This window comes from Pseudomonas sp. S30 (assembly GCF_016518545.1).
Classification (GTDB): domain Bacteria; phylum Pseudomonadota; class Gammaproteobacteria; order Pseudomonadales; family Pseudomonadaceae; genus Aquipseudomonas.
Window position 1 is genome coordinate 271700 of the sequence record NZ_JACVTO010000005.1, and the last position, 22919, is coordinate 294618.

At 63.8% G+C, this 22919-nt stretch carries 20 protein-coding genes; 4 read left to right on the forward strand and 16 right to left on the reverse strand.

The annotated features are described in order from the left end of the window. Positions 1–25: 25 nt before the first annotated feature. The 16 genes from IAE34_RS08395 to IAE34_RS08470 all read right to left on the reverse strand — a co-directional run bounded on the left by IAE34_RS08395 (position 26) and on the right by IAE34_RS08470 (position 20214). Positions 26–2749: a glycosyltransferase gene (locus IAE34_RS08395; protein WP_200138404.1), complete on the reverse strand. Its 2724-nt coding sequence runs from the start codon at positions 2747–2749 to the stop codon at positions 26–28. A gap of 51 nt (positions 2750–2800) precedes the next feature. After that, positions 2801–6370 (reverse strand): glycosyltransferase, encoded by a 3570-nt coding sequence (locus tag IAE34_RS08400; RefSeq protein ID WP_200138405.1) that lies wholly within the window; start codon positions 6368–6370, stop codon positions 2801–2803. A 72-nt stretch (positions 6371–6442) separates the two neighbouring features. Then, complete coding sequence (locus IAE34_RS08405; protein ID WP_200138406.1) at positions 6443–8011, reverse strand: flagellar hook-associated protein 3; 1569 nt, start codon at positions 8009–8011, stop codon at positions 6443–6445. A gap of 14 nt (positions 8012–8025) precedes the next feature. Continuing rightward, positions 8026–10071, reverse strand: a complete 2046-nt coding sequence (gene flgK / locus IAE34_RS08410) for a flagellar hook-associated protein FlgK (RefSeq protein WP_200138407.1) — start codon at positions 10069–10071, stop codon at positions 8026–8028. Positions 10072–10083: 12 nt separating this feature from the next. Further along, positions 10084–11280 (reverse strand): flagellar assembly peptidoglycan hydrolase FlgJ, encoded by a 1197-nt coding sequence (gene flgJ, locus IAE34_RS08415; protein ID WP_200138408.1) that lies wholly within the window; start codon positions 11278–11280, stop codon positions 10084–10086. Between the two features lie 11 nt (positions 11281–11291). Continuing rightward, on the reverse strand, positions 11292–12401 hold the full coding sequence (locus IAE34_RS08420) for a flagellar basal body P-ring protein FlgI (protein WP_200138409.1): 1110 nt from the start codon (positions 12399–12401) through the stop codon (positions 11292–11294). 12 nt (positions 12402–12413) lie between these two features. Further along, positions 12414–13109 (reverse strand): flagellar basal body L-ring protein FlgH, encoded by a 696-nt coding sequence (gene flgH, locus IAE34_RS08425; protein ID WP_200138410.1) that lies wholly within the window; start codon positions 13107–13109, stop codon positions 12414–12416. A 60-nt stretch (positions 13110–13169) separates the two neighbouring features. Then, positions 13170–13955 carry a flagellar basal-body rod protein FlgG gene (flgG, locus tag IAE34_RS08430; protein ID WP_200138411.1) on the reverse strand — a complete coding sequence of 262 codons (786 nt, stop codon included), beginning with the start codon at positions 13953–13955 and terminating at the stop codon, positions 13170–13172. Positions 13956–14003: 48 nt separating this feature from the next. Further along, positions 14004–14744 (reverse strand): flagellar basal body rod protein FlgF, encoded by a 741-nt coding sequence (locus IAE34_RS08435; protein ID WP_200138412.1) that lies wholly within the window; start codon positions 14742–14744, stop codon positions 14004–14006. A gap of 205 nt (positions 14745–14949) precedes the next feature. Continuing rightward, positions 14950–15135, reverse strand: coding sequence for a hypothetical protein (locus IAE34_RS08440; RefSeq protein ID WP_200138413.1), 186 nt, complete (start codon positions 15133–15135; stop codon positions 14950–14952). A gap of 72 nt (positions 15136–15207) precedes the next feature. Further along, entirely contained in the window at positions 15208–16566 is a 1359-nt protein-coding gene (gene flgE, locus IAE34_RS08445) for a flagellar hook protein FlgE (RefSeq protein WP_200138414.1), read from the reverse strand. A gap of 30 nt (positions 16567–16596) precedes the next feature. After that, complete coding sequence (gene flgD / locus IAE34_RS08450) at positions 16597–17286, reverse strand: flagellar hook assembly protein FlgD (protein WP_200138415.1); 690 nt, start codon at positions 17284–17286, stop codon at positions 16597–16599. A gap of 16 nt (positions 17287–17302) precedes the next feature. Then, positions 17303–17746 carry a flagellar basal body rod protein FlgC gene (flgC, locus tag IAE34_RS08455; protein ID WP_200138416.1) on the reverse strand — a complete coding sequence of 148 codons (444 nt, stop codon included), beginning with the start codon at positions 17744–17746 and terminating at the stop codon, positions 17303–17305. Between the two features lie 2 nt (positions 17747–17748). After that, on the reverse strand, positions 17749–18156 hold the full coding sequence (flgB, locus tag IAE34_RS08460; RefSeq protein ID WP_200138417.1) for a flagellar basal body rod protein FlgB: 408 nt from the start codon (positions 18154–18156) through the stop codon (positions 17749–17751). 249 nt (positions 18157–18405) lie between these two features. Next, positions 18406–19233: a protein-glutamate O-methyltransferase CheR gene (gene cheR, locus IAE34_RS08465; protein WP_200138418.1), complete on the reverse strand. Its 828-nt coding sequence runs from the start codon at positions 19231–19233 to the stop codon at positions 18406–18408. Between the two features lie 51 nt (positions 19234–19284). Further along, positions 19285–20214: a chemotaxis protein CheV gene (locus IAE34_RS08470; RefSeq protein WP_200138419.1), complete on the reverse strand. Its 930-nt coding sequence runs from the start codon at positions 20212–20214 to the stop codon at positions 19285–19287. A 68-nt stretch (positions 20215–20282) separates the two neighbouring features. Here IAE34_RS08470 and flgA point away from each other — a divergent pair, with 68 nt between their 5' ends. The 4 genes from flgA (at position 20283) to IAE34_RS08490 (ending at position 22856) form a co-directional block, all read left to right on the forward strand. Then, entirely contained in the window at positions 20283–21035 is a 753-nt protein-coding gene (gene flgA / locus IAE34_RS08475) for a flagellar basal body P-ring formation chaperone FlgA (protein ID WP_200138420.1), read from the forward strand. A 168-nt stretch (positions 21036–21203) separates the two neighbouring features. Continuing rightward, on the forward strand, positions 21204–21518 hold the full coding sequence (gene flgM, locus IAE34_RS08480) for a flagellar biosynthesis anti-sigma factor FlgM (RefSeq protein ID WP_200138421.1): 315 nt from the start codon (positions 21204–21206) through the stop codon (positions 21516–21518). Between the two features lie 46 nt (positions 21519–21564). Beyond that, positions 21565–22032 carry a flagella synthesis protein FlgN gene (locus IAE34_RS08485; protein ID WP_200138422.1) on the forward strand — a complete coding sequence of 156 codons (468 nt, stop codon included), beginning with the start codon at positions 21565–21567 and terminating at the stop codon, positions 22030–22032. An 80-nt stretch (positions 22033–22112) separates the two neighbouring features. After that, positions 22113–22856, forward strand: a complete 744-nt coding sequence (locus tag IAE34_RS08490) for a flagellar brake protein (protein ID WP_200138423.1) — start codon at positions 22113–22115, stop codon at positions 22854–22856. Positions 22857–22919 lie beyond the last annotated feature (63 nt).

The window sequence follows — 22919 nt, forward strand, 5'->3', positions numbered from 1 at the left end:
AACGCTACCAACGGCCGCCACACGGTCAGGAAATCGACTTCAACGCGTCGCTGGCCCAGTGCCCAGCGAAGGCCTGGGGATAGCCCGCCTGCAGCGCCGTGCAAGCGCGCTCATCGGGCAGCGACGGCGCGTCGTCGAACAGTTGGGCGACCGGTGTCCACACCACCAGCAATCCGTTCTGCGCAGCCTCCAGGCAAAGCGCCACGTCGAAGCCCGCCAGGGCCTTCAAGCCGCCGCAGTGGTCGAATAGATCACGGCGTATCAGCATGCAATCGGCAGACACCGCAGCACAGCCCCGTACCGTGTCTGGCCAGCGTGCCCGGGCAGAGTCGGCGAGTGCCAGCCCCGACCATGGCGCATGCACGCGCGGGCCCTGCAGCAGGTCGAAGCCGGCGTGCGCCAGATTCAGCTCGCGCGACAGCAGGCAGGCGCCGACGACCCCGACCTCCGGGCGCAGCCCTTCATTGAGCAATGCTTCGATCCACGCCGGTGAAATCACCTCGCAGTGCTCGGCCAGCAGTAGCAGATGCTCGCCTCGGGCCTCCCCGGCGGCGATATTGAGCAGGTCGGGAAGTTCACCCGACTCGGCGCTCAGCAAACGTACTCGATTGCCCAACGGTGCCAGACCCGAGGCGAGCGCATCGGCCTTGGCGACTGGCGCAGCCACCAGCACTTCATAACGCGGGTAGCGGGTACGTTGCAGGACGCTGTTCAGACAGTTCAGCAAGCGCTGCGGGTCGCCCTGCGCCGCGACCAGGATGCTCACCAACGGGGTAGCTGAATGCCGGTAATCCAGCGTCAGGCCCGCTTCGCCCCGATCATGCACCTCGCCCCGGTAGCCCAGGTCGGTGAGATGGCGCTTCAGGCGTGTGGCAGCTTCGGCTTGCAGGCTCGGCGTGCAAGCCGCACCTACCACCAGGTACTGATCCATATGAGCCAGGCAGCCCTGCCCATGCTGTTCGACCAGACGCAGCAGCAGATCGAACTCGAACGCTGCACTCAGGCCCTCGCTGTATCCTCCCGCGTCCAGCACCGCCTGACGACGAACGCACCAGTGTCGCGACATCAAGCCGGGCTGGCTGCGCAAGGCAGTCAGATCGCTGCCTGGACGCACCACCGGCTGCAGGCGCCCCTCGTCGTCGCGTTGTACCTCGTTGGCGCACACCGCCAGGCACCCAGGCGCCTGCGCCAGCTCCTGGTGAAGACGCAACAGGCCGCCGACCACCAGCTCGTCGCCGGCGTCCAGCAGCATGAGCCACTCGCTGGCAAGCTGGCGCAGCAGCTGATTGAGGTGATTGATCCAGTTGTCATCGCTGACCTGCACGAAGTGCAGGGTGTCACGTGCCGTGGTGATCGCCGGCGGCTTGCCGTTCTTGAGCACCACCAGCTTGAACTGGCGCAGACCACTCGCCAGGAGGCTGTCGAAGGTCGTTTGCAGCGCCAGATCATCGTTGTGCAGATCAAGGACGATGAACGTCAGCAGAACGCCTGGGCGCTTGGCGATCTCAGCCAGCGCGCGCCGGCGCACACCGAGCTCTGGGAGCGAATCGGTCAACGCGCCGATCACTTGCCCGGAGCGGGTGTCTGCCAACCAGTCCAGCGCCTGCAAGCCCGGTATGCGCTGCAGACGCTCGAGCCATTCCCCAAGTTCCAGCGCCCGCTGCTCATCGCCTGCACCGGTCAGGGTGGGGACTAGCCGGCTGCAGACCTGCAGGTTGAACAAACCGAGCGCCAGCGCCTTCCAGTAGCGTTGCTGCAAGCTGTCGCGAGTGTCGTTCGGATGTTCGATCAACAGCTCGCGCTGGCGCACCCAGGTGCCCTCGAGCGCCTCGCGGTGGGCCTGCCCTGTCGGCCAGGCGTGACAGAGGAACTCCACCTCCGTCAAATCCGCGAACAAAACGGGGTCGTAATAGGGCAGTTCCACGTACTGGCGAGGCTCGAACACCCGCTGCGGCTCGCCGATCACTGACACCCATGGCGAGGTGAACAGCAAAGGCGCCTCAGTCTGGTCGTAAGTGCTGCGCACCAGGCGATTGAGCACCTTGAAGCCCGCTTCGTCGGTGCACAACGCAGGGCCTGAAGCATCCCACTGACGCAGCACGCGCACACTGTGTGCCAATTGCTGGTCCCGCGCCACAGGCGTCAGCGCGCTGACGCTCAGCTCGCAGATCACATCGGTCTGCTGCACAGGCGCGATAGCGCCTTGAGTCAACAGAGCGTAGGACAGTGCCACTTGCCAACCGGCGAAATCCAGCCCCACAGGCAAATCCGCCAGCACGCGGATGAGCGCGTCGACCCGCAGCACCGCCCGCCAGGCTGACTGACCCGCCAGCGCGTACGCGTGCAATCGCTCACGGCCACCCTCGTCTTTCGGAGCGAGCACCAAAGCGCCTACTTTGTGATAGCAGGCCTTGGCATCACCCAGCCGATACGCCAGTGCATAACCCTGGGCGCCCAGGGCTTGCGGGGTCTGAGCGAGAACCTGGGCAGCACGATCCAGTGCCTGGGCACGAACGAAATCAGCGTCCAGCGCCAGCATCACGTAGGGGCTTTCGAGCTGGCTCAAGGCCTGGGCCAGTCGCTGCGCCAGCACCTCTGGGCTGTCCTGGCCTGGGAGATAGTCCAGGGCTCGGCAAGCGACGCCAGCGCTCTGGTAATAATGCAGGGCGCGAGGGCGGTGAGCGGCCTGCTCGTGCCCGAGCAGGATGACCGTCACCTGGTCGCGTGAGGCGGTTGCATGTTCAGCCATTGGGCACCTATGAGTAATGGGTTGAGCCCCAGGTGATCCGGGGCCGGAAGTTCAGTCTGCCAGCCAGGCGTTGGCCCATTGCTGCAGATGGTGAGGCCTGAGCAGGTAATCGCGCAGCACTGCCTCACGCAAGGCATCGCCCTGGCGATAGCTCGCCTGCGGATCGGCCAGGTGCATACGAATGGCTTCCAGCCACTGCGCCGACGTGTTGTCTCGTACACGGGTGCAAGGCAGGTAGCCATCGTAGGCTTTGGTCTGTGTGCAGATCACCGGGAAGCCGCAGGCGCCGTACTCGAGCAGACGCAGATTGCTCTTGCAGTCGTTGAACAGGTTCTGCTCGAGCGGCGCCAACGCCAGGTCGAGGTTGAGGCTCGCCAGTTTCTGCGGATAGACCGCCAGCGGCACGCCCTTGTGGAATTCCTTGACATATGGGCGCAGGACATCCGGACACATGCCGAAGAACACCCAGTCGACTTCCTCGGCCAGGGTGCGAATGACCTCCAGCAGCAGTTCGAGATCACCTCGGTGACTGGTGCCCCCGGCCCAACCCACGCGGGGACGCAAGGTGGTCTGCCGTTCGCTGTGCCTGTCGGCCCAGAGGTGAGCGGCAAGCATGTTCGGCACTACGCGGATGTCGTGGTGCATGCTCGACAGGGCGTCGGCCAGAGGCTGGGTGGAAACCACCAGCCGATCGCACAGGCCGATGCCTTCGCTGACCAGCTCGCGCATGTTGCTGGGCATGTTGCGGGCGTGGGCGTTCTTCTTCGGGACATCAATGATGTAGTCATCGATCTCGTAGATTCGCCGCGCATTCGACAAGCGCTTGATACGCTTCATTTCGTCGAGCGATGTGGTGGTATAGCGGCACTGCAGGATGATGACATCGGGCTGTTCACGCTCGATTTCGATCATTTCCGGCGTGCTGTAGTCCAGACGACCCTGTACCCACCCGGCCTTTTCCAATTCGTGGAAGGGTTGAGCGACACGGTAATGACCCACCGCGGAGGTATTGATCGGCAACCCCAGCACCGAGGGCAGTACTCGGGCGATGAAAGGGTCCCAACCGCGGCGCTGTCCGGGGTCGAGGTTGAAACTGGCCATCTTCAGGCTGAGATTGCGGTTGTAGGCCGGATCACGAGCCACCTTGGCCAGCCAGCGGCTATGGAAGGTGTCCAGATCCAACGCCTTGCGTCGGCTGTCCGGCGCCACGTCATGGGCACTGCCCAGGCGCACCATCAGCGCATAGGGCGTCCATACGCACAGGTAGCCACGCTCGCGGGCACGCAGGCACAGGTCTGCGTCGTGCAAGCCAGCCTGCAAGGCCTGGTGATCGAAACCCTCGAGCGTCTCGAACAGTTCCCGGCGTATCAGCATGCCGTCCAGGGGCAGCGCGCTCCAGTTCTGAGTCGCCTGCAACCGGTGCAGATAACCGCTACTCTCGGCGGATACACCGACGAACGGGCTACTCACGCCACCGTGCAACCCCAACACCAGGCCTGCGCCGAACACATTGCCATCGCGGGTGCACAACTTGGGGCCCACCACCCCGACCTCGGGACGTTGCGCCTGGGCCATCATTTCGCTCAACCAGTGGTCGTCGAAGGCCACGCAGGCACTGTCGAGCATCAGCAGGTACTGCCCAGACGCCGCGTGGCTGGCCTGATTGAAACGCTGTACACGCTCCACGGCCTGGACATCCACCACCCGCAACTGAGCGCTGCCCAATGTAGCCATCGCCTGACACCACTGACGCAACTCATGCGGCAGATCCTCAGGCGCCACCAACAATACCTCGAACGGTGCGTACGCGGTGTGCTCGAACAAGGATTCGACACAGCGCATCGCCGCCGCCAGATCCTGGCCTATATCGACCAGAATCGACACCAGACCTGGCTGGGGATGGCGATAGTCCACACGGCACAGGGCAAGTGCCTGATGGCCTATGACCTGGGCGTCCACGCCCAGTCGTAGCAGATGGGCCGCCACGACCTTGGGCGCCTGCGCGACGATCTCTGGATCGCGCAACCAGCGATCGATGTCCCACTGGCAGTGCACCAGCAACTGATCGATATGCTCGACCACTTGCAGCCCATGCTGCTCGACCAGACGCCAGATCAGGTCATGCGCCGCCAGACTGCCGAAGGTGGGATCGAAACCGCCTGCCGCACGCAGCGCCTGGCAGTCGAAGGCCAGTACACGGCCGACATAGGGCAGGCTGCGCATCAGGTCGAGGTTGAAATCGGGCTTGAGGATCGGCGTGTGCGCCCGCATGGTGTCGTGCCCACCCTCGTCGGGATACAGGCACAGCCGTCCACCCAGTGCCATCCGCTCGGCCATGATGGCCAAGGCGTGCTGCACCAGGCGATCGCCGGCTCGCAGCAACAGCACCCAGTCGAATTCGCTGGTGGTTGCCAGACGCGCCTGTAATGCCGCGAAGCCGTCGCCCTCATTGTGCAATCGCTCGACCAGCCCCTCCTCGGGCAAGGCCAGGGTCTGCGGGGCCAACACCCAGCAACCGGCCGACTCGTAAGACTGCGCTTCGAGGCTGCTCAGCGTGGTTCGCACAGCGTGCTCGTCACCGCTCTGGGCCCAGATGACCGCCACGATGCGCGGGCGCAGGGGCCATTGCTCAAAGCGCTTGGGCAAGGCAGCCACCTGTGCGGCGGACAGCGCTCGGCACTGCAGCCACTGCGCATACACCTCGTCGAAGGACAGGCAGTCGGTACCGACTTGCTGCTGCTGACGCGCCTGCTGCGCGCCGTACAGTCGGTTGAGTTCGTACTCGCGCCAGGTCGTCTCGGGCGACGCGCTGTGCTCGTCCAGTGGCAGGTAGCGCACCCAGCCCGTGGCGGGCGCAGGATCACTGGTGCGCGCCGCGAGCATGGCCTTGATCCAGTCGGTCTCGCTGTCGAAGGCCATGACGAGTCGGGTCTGGTGACTTAGGCGGCCAGGGTGCAGACGCTCGAGGCTCAGATAACGCTTGAGATGGCCCAGGTCGCCCCGGCGCATCAGACAGATGTAAAGCGCCAGGTCCAGCCTGGCGATGAAACCGCCCTCTTCCACCAGCGCTGGCAGATAGGCCTGCACCAGGGTCGTACGCATCAGGGCATGGCTGAGCCCCCCGAACAGGTTCGGTGCGTAGGTTTCCAGAGCCTCCAGCAGATCCCCACCGTTGATCAGGGCGTCGTCGGGGCAGAGAATCGCATTGAGCATGCGCGCAGGCAGCAACGCGTCATCGGCATCGCACAGCATGCGCTGGCAGGTGGTCATGCTCACCCCAGGATGCGCACCCATCAGCGCAGCCTGTTGACTCACGCAATCCGGGAACAAACGGTCGTCGTCGCAGAGAAACTTGATCAGCTCGCCACGCGCCTGGGCCAGGCAGGCCAATAGGTTGCGGGCAAAGCCCAGCGTCTGGCCATTACGCTGATAACGTACCGCTACCCCCCTGCTCGCCACCACTTCCTCGACGATTCGTTCGATCTGGTCATCGCGGCTGTCGTCACAGACCAGCACTTCGAAGTGGGGATAGTCCTGCTCGACCGCACTGAGCAGCGTGGCACGAAAGAATTCGGCACTGAAAGCGGGGATGGCGATGCTGACGAGCACAGGTGGGGTCACGGCGCGAAACCTTGTGGGAGGCCCGCGCACGGTGTCCGGTAACGCACACGCACGGGCCGTGAAGCGAAAGGATCAGATGTAGTTGACCAACGACAAGCTGGCGATCTTGGCATAAGACTGCAGCGAAGCCTGGTACATGTTGGTCTGCATCTGCAGTCGCATCATCACCTGCGCCGGATCGCTGTCGCGGATCGAACTCTGGGTCTTGGCGTTCTCGGTGGTCAGCGCCTCGTTGGTCTCGGACTGCACGTCCAGCGCCGCGCCACGGCCACCGATGCTGCTGATGGACGAAGCGACCTGATCGGACGCGCTGCGAACGTTGCCGATCGCCGAATCCAGGGCGGCCTGGAAATTTCGCTTGGCGGTCGGATCGCTGTCCACCGGGGTGCTCAGGGCCGCGCGCAACTGGCCGATGGTGTCGAGCACGTTCTGGGTCTGGTGGGTATCGACCTTGATGCCGAAGGAGTCCCCGGCATTGGGTGTGCCCGACAGCTGGAAGCTCACGCCCGAGGCAGTGGCCGTGGAGCCGGACAGCGTACCGGTGGAAATCGGTCGGCTGTTGTCGTTCATCGGCGCGGCGTACAGCTCGAAGTCGGTGGCGCTGGTGAACTTCAGCACCGCCCCGCCGCCCGGGAACGAGGCGTTGTACTGGCCCTGGTCGCTGATGGTGGCGCCGGTCACCTGGGCCGAGGAGCTGTTGCCGGGGCTGCGCGAGCCGGCGATGGAGTCGGCCTTGGAGCTGAGGCTGAAGGTATGCCCGGCGATGGCCGCATCGGGATTGGCCTGATCACCAGCCTTGAGGCTGATGCCCAGGCGCAGGTCCACGCCGCGGAATGAGATCGATGGGTTGTCGCTCTTCGGGTCGAAGGTGCCGCCCTGGGAGGCTTCCAGGGTGACATCGTTGCCACCGGCGTCGAGGATGCGGTACTGGGTGCTGCTGAGAAACTCGATGTTGTACGGCTCGCCGCCACGGAAGCGGTCATTGTAGGTAGCGCTGCCGGACACCTGGCCATCGGACAGGCTGACGCGGCCATCGTCCACCGCCGGTGCAGTCAGGCGGGTCTGGCTGCGGCTGGTGTTGAGCGCCTGCTCGAAGGCATCGTAGCCGGTCTCGTTGGTGGCCAGGCTGAGCATGTCGCCGACCTGCAGCTTGAGCTGGCTCTGGTCGCCCTGGTAGCTGTAGGTGCCGTCGGCATTGCGGACATACGGTGGGGTGTCGCCCTTGGAGCCGGAGAACAGGTACTTGCCGTTCTCGTCGCGGCTGTTCATCAAGGAGAACAATTGGTCCTCGAGCGATTTCAGCTCGGCGGCATTGGCCTTGCGGTCATCGTCGGTGAAGCCGGCGTTGCCGGAACTGATCGCCAGTTCGTTGACACGCTGCAAGACGTTGCTGATGCCGTTGAGCGTGCTCTCGGCCGTGCCCAGCGCGTTGCGCACGTTGGTGGTGTTGGTCTTGTACTGCTCCAGCATGTTCTTCTGCTGATCGAGCTGCAGCAACCGCGAGGCGCCGACCGGATCGTCGGCGGCGGTGCGTACGCGAACCAGATCGGTGGCTTCCTGCTGGGTCTTGACCAGGTTGCCAAGGCCGCGCTGGTTGTTGGTGCTGCTGGTGTTGTAGAACTGCGAAGTGGAAATGCGCACGGTCTACGTCTCCTTCAAAGGCTGTTGATCAAGGTGGCGAAGGTGGCCTGGGCCGCCTTGATGATCTGCGAGGACGCGGTGTAGTACTGCTGGAACTTGACCAGGTTGCCGGTCTCTTCGTCGATCGACACGCCCGAGACGCTATCGCGCCCATCCAGTGCCGATTTCTGCAACGCATCGGTGGCGTCCATGTCCATGCTCGCCTGGCTGGCCTTGCCGCCGACGTTGGAGACCAGCTTGGCGTAGGCGTCGGTCAGGCTGATGCCGCGGCCATCCGCGCCCACGTCCACGGTGGCCTTGGTCTGCAGGTCGATGATCGACTGGGCGTTGCGGTTGTCCGAGGAACCGGCGGCGGTCAGCGACACGGTGAAGTTGTCGCCGCTCTTGGGCGCACCGGCCACGTCCATCTCGAAGGTGAAGTTGCGCTGGGTGGCGCCGTCCATGATCGGGTTGCCGGAGCCGTCGACCATCGGCACGGACAGTTGCAGCTTGTTGCTCTGGCCGGGAATGAAGGTGCCGGTGCCGATGGAATTGCCCTTGGCGTCGTACAGGGTGTAGCCCTGGGGCGAGGCCGAATCGTCGCCGAAGACCAGCTTGACCGGGGTGGAATACTTGAGGCCGGTCTGCAACTGGGAGCGGTCGGTGGCGTTGTAGATGTCCAGCTGCGAGGTCAGGGTCGGTTGGCTCACCAGGCCCGTGCCCTGGTTGCCCGAGCCATTGACCACGCTCAGCGGCGAGGACATCGCCAGGCGCTTGGGATCGGTCAGGGTGGCCTCGATGCCGGCAGCGGCGTTGCGGGTCGGGGTCAGCTTGAAGCTGTCGCCGGCCGACACCGCGCCACCGTTGAGCGACAGGCTGAAGCCGTCGATCACCTTGGGCGGGTTGTCGGTGAGGTCGAAGTTGCCCATGTCGGTGCCGTCGGGCAGCTTGCGCACGTTGTAGCCGGTGGCGCTGGTGAAGGTCACCTGGTAATCGCTGGTGCTGAGCTGGCCGCTGTTCTTGATGGTCACATCGAGATTGCCCGAACCGGCACTGTTGCCCTGGCGAGCGATGCTGCGCTGGCTGACCGCCTGGGCGCTGTTGATGTCCCCGAACAGCATGGCGCCGAAGTCGCCGTTCTTGTCGATGCCCTGGCCAAGTTGACGGTTGATCGCATCGGACACCACCAGCGCCACCCGGCCCAGTTCGTTGAGCGCCGGATCCAGGGTGTCCTTGCGATAGCGCAGCAGACCACCGAGCTCGCCACCGGTGGTGGTAGCGGTGATGTCCATCTTGGTGCTGCCGCGGTTGAGGATCAGGCTCATGCGCGTGGGGTCGTCGCGCCCCGGCGCCACTTCCAGGGTCTGGGTGGTCTTGCCCAGCACCAGCGACTGGCCGCTTGGCAGGTAGATGTCGTAGTTGCCTTCGCGCTCCACCACCTGGGTGCCGACCAGCTTGTTGAGCTCGCGCACGGCGCCGTCGCGCTGGTCGAGCAGGTCGTTGGGCTGGCCCTGGATGGCCGAGACACGGGAAATCTGCTCGTTGAACTGGGCGATGGTGGTGGTGAGCTTGTTCACCTGGTCGGCCAGGGAGGCCATGTTGGCATTGATGTTGGTGTTCTGCTGGTTGAGCTGCGACGACAGGCTGTTGAAGCGCTTGGCCAGGGACTGCGCGCCGGTGAGCAGCAATTGCCGCGAAGCGTCCTCGTTGGGCTTGGCCGCCGCATCCTGCATGGCGCCGAAGAAGGTCTTCAGCGCCGCGGTGATACCGGTGTCGGCGCTGGACAGGGCAGTGTCCAGCGGCGAGATCTGCTTGAGGTACGACGTGGCGTCGGTGGACAGCGAGGTGGTGGTGCGCAGCTGGTTCTCGAGGAAGGCGTTGTACACCCGGCGCACGTCGGCCAGGGTGGTGCCGGTGCCCATGAAGACCGTGCCGACCTGCTGCGAGCCCTTGGTCTTCTGCACGATCTGCTGGCGCGAGTAGCTGTCCACATCGGCGTTGGCGATGTTGTTACCCAGGGTGTGCAACCCCGATTGCGCGGCGCCCAGACCGGACATGCCAATATTGATCAAGCTCGCCATGTTTCGCTGCCCTTAAAGTTGCGTGGTGGTCCCGAGCATTGCGTAGCTCGTGTCCGACTTCATCTGCCGTGCGATCTGCGAGATCTTGCTGGCGTAGTTGGGGTCGGTGGCATACCCCGCCTTCTGCAGCTCCCGCACGAACTGTTCCGGGTTATCGGCTGCGTCGACCGCAGCTTTATAGCGTGAATTGTTCTGCAACAAGCTCACCAGGTCGTGGAAGCTGTCCTGGTAGGACTCGTAGGAGCGAAACGCAGCCGTCTCCTTGACGAACTGACCATTGCGGAACTCGCTGGTGATCGCCCTCGCCTCGCCGCCCTGCCAGCTGCCCGTAGCCTTGATGCCGAACAGGTTATGGCTGCTGCTGCCATCGGGATTGCGCATCACCGACTTGCCCCACCCGGTTTCCAGCGCCGCCTGGGCCACCAGGTAGCGCGGATCGATGCCGATGCGCTTGGCGGCCTGCTCGGCCATTGGCAGCATGGTGGCGACGAAGGCGTCGCTGTCGGCGAAGGCTTTGTTCGGCGCCAAGGGCGGCTGGGCCACCGCGCGGCCGAGGATCTGCAGGTCGCGCCCGGGGGCGGCGAAGGTCTGCGCCGGCTGCCAGTCACCCGTGGCCACGCCACCGGCCGGAATCTCGACACGCTGTGGCAGGGCCGACGTATTGGTCGCGCTCGCCGCGGCCCCGGCCGACGGTACGATACCGGCCAGCAGCCGATCGGTGAGCCTGCCCGGGAGTGCCAGGCGACGGGCGTTTAGCGCGGCCACGTCGTTACGGGTGGCCGTGGACTCGACGGCCTGGGGCGCACTGACCACCTTGGTCCCCCACAGCGCCGGCGCATTGCCATCCACGCGCGGGAACGGGCTGGTGTTGGGCCGTGCGGCCTTGTTCTTGGACAACTGCCGCACCAGCACGTCCTGCAGGCCGATGCCGCCGCCTTCACGGGACATGCTCACCGCCAGTTGCTGATCGTACATGTCACGGTACTGCTTGACCGTTTCGGTGTTCATCGGGTCGTCGGCAGCCAGCACATCGCCGGCCTTGCGCGAAGCCTTGAGCATTTCGCCGATGAACAGCGATTCGAATTCCTGGGCCACCTTGCGAATGTTGCCATCGCTGTCGCGGTCGCCATGCTTGAGCGAGTTGAGCCGATTGAGGTCGGTGTAGGCACCGCTGTCGCCGCTGCTGGAAACCAGGCTCTTGGGGGTCATGGCGCGCGTCCTCAGATCACGATCAGGTCGGCCTGCAGGGCGCCGGCCTGTTTCAGAGCTTCGAGAATCGCCATCAGGTCGCCCGGTGCCGCGCCGACCTGGTTCACCGCCCGGACGATTTCATCCAGCGTGGTGCCCGGGCCGAACTTGAACATCGGCTTGGCTTCCTGTTGCGCGTTGACCCGCGAGCGCGGCACCACGGCTGTCTGGCCATTGGACAAGGGCCCCGGCTGGCTGACGATGGGGTCCTCGGTGATGGTCACCGTCAGGCTGCCATGGGTGACCGCCGCCGGGGACACCTTGACGTTCTGGCCGATGACGATGGTGCCGGTACGCGAGTTGATGATGACCTTGGCCACGGCCTGGCCCGGATCGATCTCCAGGTTCTCCAGGATCGACAGGTAGTCCACCCGCTGGCTCGGATCCATCGGTGCGCTGACCCGCACCGAACCGCCGTCCAGCGCCTGTGCCACGCCTGGGCCGAGCAGTTCGTTGACCTTGTCGACGATGTGCTTGGCGGTGGTGAAGTCCGGACGGTTGAGGTTCAGGGTGAGCGTGTTGCCCTGGTTGAAACCACTGGGCACCGCGCGTTCGACCGAGGCACCACCGGGGATCCGGCCTGCCGAGGGCACGTTGACGGTGATCTTCGAGCCGTCGCGACCCTCGGCATCGAAGCCGCCGACCACCAGGTTGCCCTGGGCGATGGCGTAGACATTACCGTCGATACCCTTGAGCGGCGTCATCAACAGGCTGCCGCCACGCAGGCTCTTGGAGTTGCCGATCGACGACACGGTGATGTCGATCACCTGGCCGGGCTTGGCGAACGCCGGCAGGTCGGCATGCACCGACACCGCCGCGACGTTCTTGAGCTGTACGTTGCCCGAGCCTGGCGGCACCTTGATCCCGAACTGCGAGAGCATGTTGTTGAAGGTCTGCAGGGTGAACGGCGTCTGGGTGGTCTGGTCACCCGTGCCGTTGAGCCCCACCACCAGCCCATAACCGATCAGCTGGTTGGCGCGCACGCCGGAAATGCTGGCGATGTCCTTCAAGCGCTCGGCATGAGCGGTGAAGGCCAAGGGCAGGAGCAGGAACGCGGCGATCAGCCGTCTGGCGTTGGACATGATCATTCGTACTCAGAAGGGCCAGAGCGGGCTCATGAAGAAACGGTCCAGCCACCCGGGCTGGCTGGCATCGGCGAAGGAGCCGGTGCCCGAGTAGGTGATGCGCGCATCGGCCACCCGCGTGGACGGTACGGTGTTGTCCGTGGCGATGTCGTCGGCGCGGACCAGCCCGGCGATGCGCACCAGCTCTTCACCGGTGTTGAGGGTCATCCACTTCTCGCCGCGCACGGCGATGATGCCATTGGGCAACACCTCGGCGACGGTGACGGTGACCGAACCGGTCAGGGTATTGCCCTGGCTGGCCTGGCTGGCGCCCTTGGTGGTGCGCTCGCCGTTGTAGCCGGCATTGAGCGACAGGTCGCCGCCGCCGAACGGATTGTTGGTGTTCGGCGTGGTACCGAACAGCGAGGTCAGGCCGAGGTTGGCCTTGCTGTTCTTCTGCAACTGCGAGCCGGCGTTCTTGCTCGCCGAGGTGCGCTCGTTGAGGGTGATGGTGATGATGTCACCGACCCGGAACGCCTTGCGGTCGCCATACATGTTCTGTTCGAAGCCGGCCTGGTAGATCGAACCGTTGTTGGCCGCCGCCGGCAACGGCGTGCGTGGCAGCACGGGCGCATAGTACGGGTCGTTGGGCTTGGCGGCCGGCGCGACGCAGCCGCCCAGCAGCACAGCCCCGCCCAGGGCGACGACGGAGAACAGACGATTCATGACGCTTACCTCGCGGTGTAGCAGGCGCTGACGCAGCGCCCGGGTCGCTAGAGCCAGGGCTCAGAGTTTCTGGGTGACGAACGACAGCATCTGGTCGGCAGTGGAGATGACCTTCGAGTTCATCTCGTAGGCGCGCTGGGTGGTGATCATGTTCACCAGTTCCTCGACGGTGCTGACGTTGGAGTTCTCCAAGGTCTGCTGAAGGGTGGTGCCCAGACCATTGAGGCCCGGCGTACCGACCTGGGGCGCGCCGCTGGCGGCCGTTTCGAAGAACAGGTTGTTGCCGATCGCCTGCAGCCCGGCCGGGTTGATGAAGTCGGCGGTCTGGATGTTACCGATGATCTGCGCGGCAGGGTTGCCGGCCACGGTGATCGACACGGTGCCGTCCTGGCCCACGGTGAAGGTCTGCGCATCGGCCGGCACGACGATGGCCGGTTCCAGGGCGAAGCCGTTGGCGGTGACGATCTGCCCGTCGGAATTGAGGTGGAAAGTGCCGTCACGGGTGTAGGACAGCGTGCCATCAGGCTGCAACACCTGGAAGAAGCCGCGACCGTTCACGGCCAGGTCCAGCGGATTCTCGGTGGTCTGCAGGCTGCCGGTCTGGAAGTTCTTCTGGGTGCCGACGATGCGCACACCGGTACCGACCTGCAGACCCGACGGCAGCTCGCTGTCCTGGGTCGACTGGGCGCCAGGTTGACGCTTGGTCTGGTACAGCAGGTCCTGGAACTCGGCGCGATCGCGCTTGAAGCCGGTGGTCGAGACGTTGGCCAGGTTGTTGGAGATGACCGACAGGTTGGTATCCTGGGCGGACAGACCGGTTTTAGCGACCCAAAGAGCCGGAAGCATTTAGTGTTCTCCTCGCGCGCCTGTTTTACGGCACCCGTTCAAATGTGATTAACCGATTTGCAAAACCCGAGCCATGGCTTCGTCGCCCTGCTCGGCTTCTTTCATCATCTTGACGTGCAGCTCGAACTGGCGGGACAGCGCCAGCACCGAGGTCATCTCTTCCACCGCATTGACATTGCTGCCTTGCAGGAAACCCGACACCACGCGCACGTTGACATCGGCGGCGGCCGGCTGCCCGCTGTTGGTGTGGATCAGCCCGTCCAGGCCCTTGTGCATGGCCTTGATGTCCGGGTTGACCAGCTTGATCCGGTCGACCTCGGCCATCACCCGCGGGTCTTCGCCCAGGGCGCGAATGCTGATGGTGCCGTCGTCGCCCACTTCCACCTTCTGCTCCGGCGGAATGGCGATCGGCCCACCATTGCCCATCACCGGCATGCCGTTGCCGGCACGCAGCACGCCCAAGGCGTCGATGTTCAGGCTGCCGGTGCGCACATAGGCTTCGCTGCCGTCCGGCGCCTGCACGGCGATGAAGCCATTGCCGCTGACCGCCACATCCAGGTCGCGACCGGTCTCGATCATCGGGCCTGCCGTGAAGTCGGTGGCCGGACGCTCGGTCATGGCGAAGGCACGCGCCGGAAAGCTGTCGCCGAACACCGGCATCGAACGGGCCTGCTCCAGGTCACGCTGAAAGCCATTGGTGGAAACGTTCGCCAGGTTGTTGGCGTGGGCCTTCTGCGCGACCGCATTCTGGGCGGCGCCGGTCATGGCCACGTAAAGCATCTTGTCCACAGTCATCCTCCGCTGCACTGGCGATCGATTGCCGCTCGCCGTTGCTCTGCTGGCTACGAAGCAAGTTCCGAACCAACTTTCGAATATCCATGAAAAAGCCCGTGGTTACGGGCTTTCCAGGGGGCCAGCCGGTGCAGCGACGCCGGTTATCCGGCGCATGCTTGCCGGAGACGGCAAGGCCGTGCCAGAAGTTCGAAGGCTCGAATCATGGCTCGCGGCAACCGGCGTTGGTATAGGGCCCGGCGAAACGCTTCCAGCCCTCCCCCGGCGACCATTGCGAGCACACCAGGCGCCCATCGGCCTGACTCTCCCAGCGCCACCAAGGCGCGGTGCCGGCCTGGGCGTGAAGCAGCCCGCACCCCAGCAGCAGAACAAGGACGATCGTTCTCATGCTCACTCCCGCAGAAACGAAGAGCCCCTTCAGGGCGAAGGGGCTCGTGCAGCGACCTTCGACCAGCGACCGTCAGGTCATCTGGATGATGGTCTGCATGATGCTGCTCTGGGTGGAGATGGTCTTGGCGTTGGCCTGGTAGTTGCTCTGTGCCTTGACCAACTCGACCAGCTCCTGGGTCAGGTTGACGTTGGAAGCTTCCAGTGAGTTGGATTCGACCGAGCCGAGCGTGCCGGTCTTAGGCGCGTCCACACCGGGAATGCCCGACGCGAAGGTTTCTTTCCAGCGGGTGCCGCCGATCTGCTGCAGGCCTTGATCGTTGGCGAAGCTGGCGATCGCCACCTGGCCGATGGCCCGCGACTGCTGGTTGCTGAAGCTGGCGAACATCACCCCGGAGGAGTCGATCGACAGGCTGGAGAGGATACCGGTGGCGTAACCGTCCTGGCTCTGCGACATGCGGGCGGTTTCGGTGTTGTACGACGTGGTGCTGTTCATCGACAGACGCATGCCGTCGGCATTGCCGCTCGAACCGTTGCTGGCCCAGTTGCCGGAGGCGTCCTTGGCAGCCGGAATCCAGCCCTTGAGGGTGAAGGTGTTGTTGGCCACGCTCCAGTTGCCGGCAGGCACGCTGGTGTTGTCGGTGGTCATGGCCTTGATGCTGCCATCGGCGTTGAAGCTGGTGGTACCGGTCAAGGGCGTGGTGCTGGTCGGGTCCAGCGGGTTGCGCCCGTCCACCAGGGTGTACATGGTCCACTCGTTGGTGTCGGTCTTGCGGTAGAACTGCTCCATGGTGTGTTCGTTGCCCTGACTGTCGTAGACCTTGGTCGGGAACGACTTGCTGTAGGTCGTCTGGTCGGCAGGGTCGAACGTCTTGTTGGGCACCATCACCGGCGGCGTGCCGCCATCGGAGACTTCCAGCGGAATGATATCGGCCGAGGAATTCAGGTTGATGCCCTGGTCGATCAGGGTGGTCGCCTTGGGCGCCAGCGCCGAGGTGTCGATCTTCAGGTTGGTGAGAATCCCCTTCTGGATCTTGCCGGTGCTGTCGGCGGCGTAGCCTTGCAGGTTCAGGCCGTCGGAGGTCACCACGTTGCTGTCCTTGTCGGTGCGGAACGCACCGGCGCGGGTGTAGCTGAGCGAACCGTTGTCCGAGAGCACGAAGTAGCCCTGGCCCTGGATACCCATGTCCAGCACGTTGCCGGTGTTGTTCACGTCACCCTGGGTGAACTGCTGGGAAACGGCCGCCAGGCGCACACCGTTGCCGACCTGGTTCTTGCCCACGCCCAGGCGGTTGGCGCCGGCGTAGACGTCGGCGAACTCGGCGCGCGAGGACTTGAAGCCGGTGGTGCTGACGTTGGCGATGTTGTTGCCGGTCACGTCCAGTTGCTTGTTGGCCGCGTACAGACCGCTAAGGCCGATATTGAAAGACATGCTGTGCTCCTTCTGCCGAACAGACCGGCCTTAGATTCCGATGGTTTGTACTTTGGAGATGGCGACTTTGCCGATACCGGCCAGGTTGAGCATCATCTCGCCACCCGCGCTGGCGACGGTGACGCTGGTGACGGTGGCCGGCAGCAGCGTGGCCATCTGCACATCCTTGCCGTCGACGCTGGTGGTGGCGGTGAAGCTGTAGTTGCCGGCCGCGACCTTCTCGCCCTTGTCGTTGGTACCGTCCCAGATGAAGTCGGCATTGCCCTTGCTCTGGGCGCCCAACTCGAGCGTCTTGACGACGTTGCCGTCCTTGTCCTTGATGGTGATCTTGCCGCTCTCGATGTTCTGCGGCACCACCACTTGGCCATTGAGGCTCTTGGTCGGGTCGACCAGGGCCTTGTCGTTCTGCACGATCACCGAGCGACCGACCAGCGAGGAAGCCTGCAGCGCCTGGGACGAACCCAGCGCCGTAGTGATGCCGGTGACCGACTGGTTGAGCGTCTGAATACCTTCCAGGCTGCTGAACTGGGCCAACTGGGCGACGAACTCGCTGTTGTCCTGAGGATCGAGCGGGTTCTGATGCTGCATCTGGGTGACCAGCAACTGCAGGAAGGCGTCCTTGCCCAGCGCGTTCTTGTCGGTCTTCTCGGTGCTGGTGGTCTTGCTGGTGGCGGTGCTCACGCCGGAATTGGCGAGCACGTCGGTGAGGCTGGTGGCCATTTTTCGCGCTCCTCGATCACTGACCCAAGGTCAGGACCTTCTGCATCATGGTCTTGGCAGTGTTCATCAGCTCGGCGTTGGTCTGGAACGCTCGGCTGGCGGAGATCATGTCAGCCATCTCCTCGACCACGTTGACATTGGGGTAATAGACGTAGCCGTCCTTGTTCGCCGCCGGATGGTTGGGCTCGTACCGGGCTTCCAGATTGCTCTGGTCCTCGATGATGCCCTTGACCTGGACACCCTGCCCGGCCTGACCCTGGTCGTCGAACAGCGACTGGCTGCCGCCGGCCTGAGCCTGCTCGAAGGTAGTGGCGAACACCGGGTGGCGCGCACGGTAGGTCTGGTCGATGCTCGAGGACACGGTCTCGGCGTTGGCGATGTTCGAGGCGACGGTGTTCAGGCGCGTGTTCTGCGCGCTCATGCCGCTCCCGGCGATATTGAAGACACTGGCAAGGGACATGGTCACTCTCCGCGCAGGGCCGACACCAGCCCCTTGAATTTACTGTTGAGCAAAGTGAAGCTGGCCTGGAAGTCCAGGGCGTTCTGCGTATAGTTGGACTGCTCGATCTGCGCATCGACGGTGTTCTGGTCGATCGAAGGCTGCATGGGCGTGCGGTACTTGAGCGAATCGTCGGCCAGGGCCATGCCCTCGGCCTCGATGTGACGGCTGTTGGTGCGCTGCAACGACACCCGCTCTTCGGTATGCTTGCCGGACTCGCCAGCCAGCACGGAGGCGAAGTCCAGGTCTCGCGCCTTGTAGCCGGGCGTGTCGGCGTTGGCGATGTTGTTGGCCAGCACCTCGGCACGCTGGGCGCGCAGGCCCAATGCCTTTTCATGGATGCCGAGGGCGTTGTCGAAGCTGATGCTCATGTCGGGGAAACCTTCGAAGGTTGACCAGCGTTGCGTTGCTCAAGACTTAGCAAAGGCTGTGCCAACCCGCTGCAGGCCAGCAATACCGGGCAATCATGCTTGGGTGAAGGGTCTGTCCTGCCAGAAAAGCGGCAATGTGCTTCCGCCTGCGGCCGGCGAAGCGGCAAAAGCCAAGCGGCAAGTGCGGCAATCCAAAAATTTGACGTATCCCGAAATGCAAACCGGCCTCTTGCGAGACCGGTTTTCGTGTCACTTGGCCTGGTAGATGATCCCCGGGCTGCACTGGACCATCTGGTAATGGTCCGGGAGCCCGTTGAGCGCCTCGGAGGCTCCGAGGAACAGGTAGCCCCCAGGCTTCAAGGTGGAGTGGATGCGCATGAGGATGTCTTTCTTCACCTGGGCGGAGAAGTAGATCAGCACATTGCGGCAGAACACGACGTCGAACTTGCCGAGCGCCGCATAGCTGTCGAGCAGGTTGAACGAGCGGAACTCCACGCGGGTACGGATAGCCGGCTTGACGGCCCAGCGCCCCGGCCCCTTGGGATCGAAATAACGCTGCAAACGCTCCTGGGACAGGCCACGGGCAATCGCCAGGCTGTCGTATTCGCCGGTCTTGCAGTTGTTGAGCATGGCGCCGGAAAGGTCGGTGGCGACGATCTGCGCGCCCATCTTCAACTGACCCAGGTTGCTGCGCTCGAATTCGTCGATGGTCATCGACAGCGAATACGGCTCCTGCCCCGACGAACAGGCGGCCGACCAGATGCGCAGGCGCTGGCCGGGATTGGCGCGGACGAACTCAGGGATGACCCGGTTCTTGAGCACCTCGAATGGATAGGTGTCGCGAAACCACAGGGTTTCGTTGGTGGTCATGGCGTCAACGACCTGCTCGCGCAGGCCGCTGCGAGGCTGGGTCTGGATGCGCTGCACCAACTCGCCAAGGCTCTTGATGCCCTGCTGCTCCATCAACTTGTTGAGGCGGCTGGACACCAGATACTGCTTGTTTTCGCCCAGCAGGATGCCACAGGCTTTTTCCAGGAAGACCCTGAACTGTTCGAAATCCAAATTACCCGTAGACAATGCTGCCGCCTCTTTTCAATCGCTTGCGCCGGGGGCGAACCCCCGACAGTTTCAGTGCGTCGCCTTGATCCGCTCGACCACACGATGAGCCAGGTCGTCCGGCCTGAACTTGGCCAGGAAATCATCGGCACCGACCTTCTTGACCATCGCCTGGTTGAACACACCCGACAGCGAAGTATGCAGGAGGATGTGCAGCTTCTGCATTCGCGGATCGCTGCGGATCTCTGCCGTGAGGGTATAGCCGTCCATCTCCGGCATTTCAATGTCGGAAATCATCATGAGGAATTCTTCCTCCGGCCGCTTGCCCTCGTCCACCAGCTTGCGCAGGTAATCCAGCGCCTGGCGGCCATCGTTGAGCGCCACCACTTCGACGCCCACGGTCTGCAGGCAACGGCTGACCTGCTTGCGCGCCACCGACGAGTCATCGACGGTCAGCACCCGGAGCAGCACGGCCTTGTCCTGCACCTCGGCATCCACCACACCGGCAGACACCGACTCCGAAGACGGCGCCACTTCGGCCAGCACCTTCTCCACATCGACGATCTCGACCATGCGGTTGTCCACCCGCGTCACCGCAGTCAGGTAGTGGTCGCGGCCGGTCCCCTTGGGTGGCGGGTGGATCTCTTCCCAGTTCATGTTGACGATGCGCTCGACCGAGTGCACCAGGAAACCCTGGGTCTTGGTGTTGTACTCGGTGATGATCACGAAGCTGTTGCGCGTCTCTTCCTTCAGGCCCGGCAGGCCGGTCGCCATCGACAGGTCGAGGATCGGGATGGTCGCCCCGCGAATGTTCGCCACGCCGCGCACCACCGGATGCGACTTGGGCAGCAAGGTGAGTTCCGGGCACTGCAGCACTTCCCGGACCTTGAACACGTTGATCCCGTAGAGTTGATCGCCATTGAGACGGAACAAAAGCAGCTCCAGGCGATTCTGTCCAACCAGCTGTGTGCGCTGGTTGACCGAATCCATAACGCCAGCCATGCCAGACTCCTTATGTTTTTCTGCTCGCTAGACAACAAGTCGGCACGGGCTTTGCTTTTTTGAGCCCCATGTACACGAAAACGACATTTTTCCGACGACCGACGCGCCTGGTGGCTGTTTTTCTCGCCACCGCATGCCTGTGCGTGTCCGGCGCTCGCGCGCTGGCGGATTCGTTTACCTTGCCTGAACAGCTTATCGGTGTCACCCAGGGGTTTCTTGAGTTCAGCGTCGAAGATTATCTGAGCCGCACCCAGACACCCGGACGCTACGACATCCAGGTCAACACGCTCGACCCACGCCTGCGCCTGCCCCTGTGCAGCCAGTCGCTGGACGCCTCCCTGGAGAGCCCCGCGCAACCCATGGGGCGGGTGACCGTTCGGGTACGCTGCGACGGTGCAGCGCCCTGGACGGTGTTCGTTCCCGCCCAGGTCAAGCTGTTCCGCGACGTGGTGGTGACCACCCGCCCGCTGCTGCGCGAGAGCGTGATCGGCGAGGGCGATGTGGCCCTGCGCGAGCGCGATGTGAGCAGCCTCGGCCAGGGTTTTCTCAGCGCCTTGGAACAGGCCGTGGGCATGAAGCTGTCGCGACCCATGGTGCTGGACCAGGTGGTGACGCTGCAGCAGTTGCAGCAAGCCGAGGTGGTGCGCAAGGGCGACCAGGTGGTGATCACTGCCCGCAGCGGTACCTTGAGCGTGCGCATGCCCGGCGAAGCGCTGGCCAAGGGCGGCCTGACCGAACAGATTCGCGTGCGCAACCTCAATTCCAAGCGGGTGGTCAAGGCGACGGTGATCGGCCCGGGCCAGGTCGAGGTGCCCATGTGAGGCAGACCCTGGACGGCAGGGGACTGGCGGCAATGAACCGACTTTCCTAAACTGAGTCAGAAATCGGGATACGCGCTTGCTGACCGACGGCACGATTTTTATGCCTAAAGTTTGTTCGGGGTTGGCCGAAACACTGGCAAGCGTCCTTTCACCCAGAGGTTTCTGATCATGGTCATCGACTTCAGTCGTCTGAACAATTCACCGTCCGTGACGGGCGGCGTGCGCAGCACCAGCGCCGCCGGAAACAACGAAAAGACCGGTGCTGCCAGCGAGACCGGCAAACCGGCCACTGTCAGCGGAGAAGCGGTACATCTCAGCCAAGAGGCTCAGAAGTTGCAACAGATCAGCGACAAGCTGCGCGACCAGCCAGCTGTCGACAGCGCCCGCGTAGCCCAGTTGAAGCAAGCGATCGCCGACGGCAGCTACAAGGTCGATGCCGGCCGGGTCGCCACCAAACTGCTTGATTTCGAAGCTCAGCGCTAACCCCCGGGTGCGCTGACTCACAGGACGCCAGAGCCAAGAGCCAGCCATGCACGACACCACACTGCTGCAACTGATCGAAGACGACATCGCGCCGACCCAGGAACTGCTGGAGCTGCTGCAGAAGGAGACCGTCGCCTTGCACGGTCGAGACATGCAGACGCTTGAGGCCATCCTGGCGCGCAAGCAATCGCTGATCGTCCTTCTCGAGCAGCAGGGCATGCGCCGTAACCATCTGCTTCAGCAGTTGGGCCTTAGCGCCGACCGCGCCGGTGTGCAAGCGGTGGCGGCGCAGTCGGTCAACGGCGAGATCATCCTGCAGCAGCTGGATGTGCTGACCGGCCTGATGGACGCCTGCCAGAAGGTCAACCAGACCAACGGTCGGGTCATTCAGGTCCAGCAACACGCGACCGCCAACCAGATCCGCATCCTCATGGGCGGCGATTCCCCCTCTCTGTATGACAGCCGCGGCACCACCTCCCCCATGGACAAGCCCCGGGCGATCAGTCAGGTTTGATAGTCCTGTTCAAGGCACAGACCATACTGGCAAAATGCCGTAACTTGCGTGTGCCGCTTTTGCCTGGAGATTGACTACCCGTGTTCAACGAATCCGATGCGCCTCAGCCGCCGAAGGTGCTGACCACCCCTTTGGAAATCGCGGCCAACCTGCGCCAGCTGATGGACAGCCATGACCCGCTGATCATCAGCTTCCCCGAGCGCAGCCAGCGCTTCCAGAGCTATGTGGTGCAGGTCGATCGAGACACCGACGTACTGGCGCTGGACGAGATGATTCCGCGCGATGGCGAGAGGTTCATCGAAAACGGCGAACCCTTCCGGGTCGAGGGCTTTCATGACGGCGTGCGCATGGCCTGGGAGTGCGACACCGCGCTGACCCTCGGCGAGGTGAACGGCCACCGCTGCTACCTTGGGCCGCTGCCCACCGAGATGACCTACCACCAGCGACGCAATGCCTTTCGCGCGGCCTTGAAGCTGTCGCAACTGGTCGATGTCGTGCTGGACGGTACGCACCTCAAGGGCAATGGCGCCCTGCGCGGCAAGCTGCTCGACGTCTCGGCCACCGGTTGTAAGTTGCGGTTTGACGGCAACGTCGAAGACCGCCTGCAACTGGGTCAGGTCTACGAGCGCTTCAAGGCCGCCGCACCGCTGGGCCTGAGCGATGTGATGGTGGAGCTGCGCCACCTGCACTTCGAAGAACGCATCAACACCACCTTCGCCGGGCTGCGCTTTCACAATCTCAATGGCCTTAGCCAGCGCAAGGTGGATAGCTTCGTCTATCAGTTGCAGCGCGAAGCTCGCCGTTTCGACAAAGACGATTACTGATCGTCGCGGGGGCCCCCCCCGGCGCGGGGAAGCCCCGCCCCCGGCCACGAATATCAAGGCGCG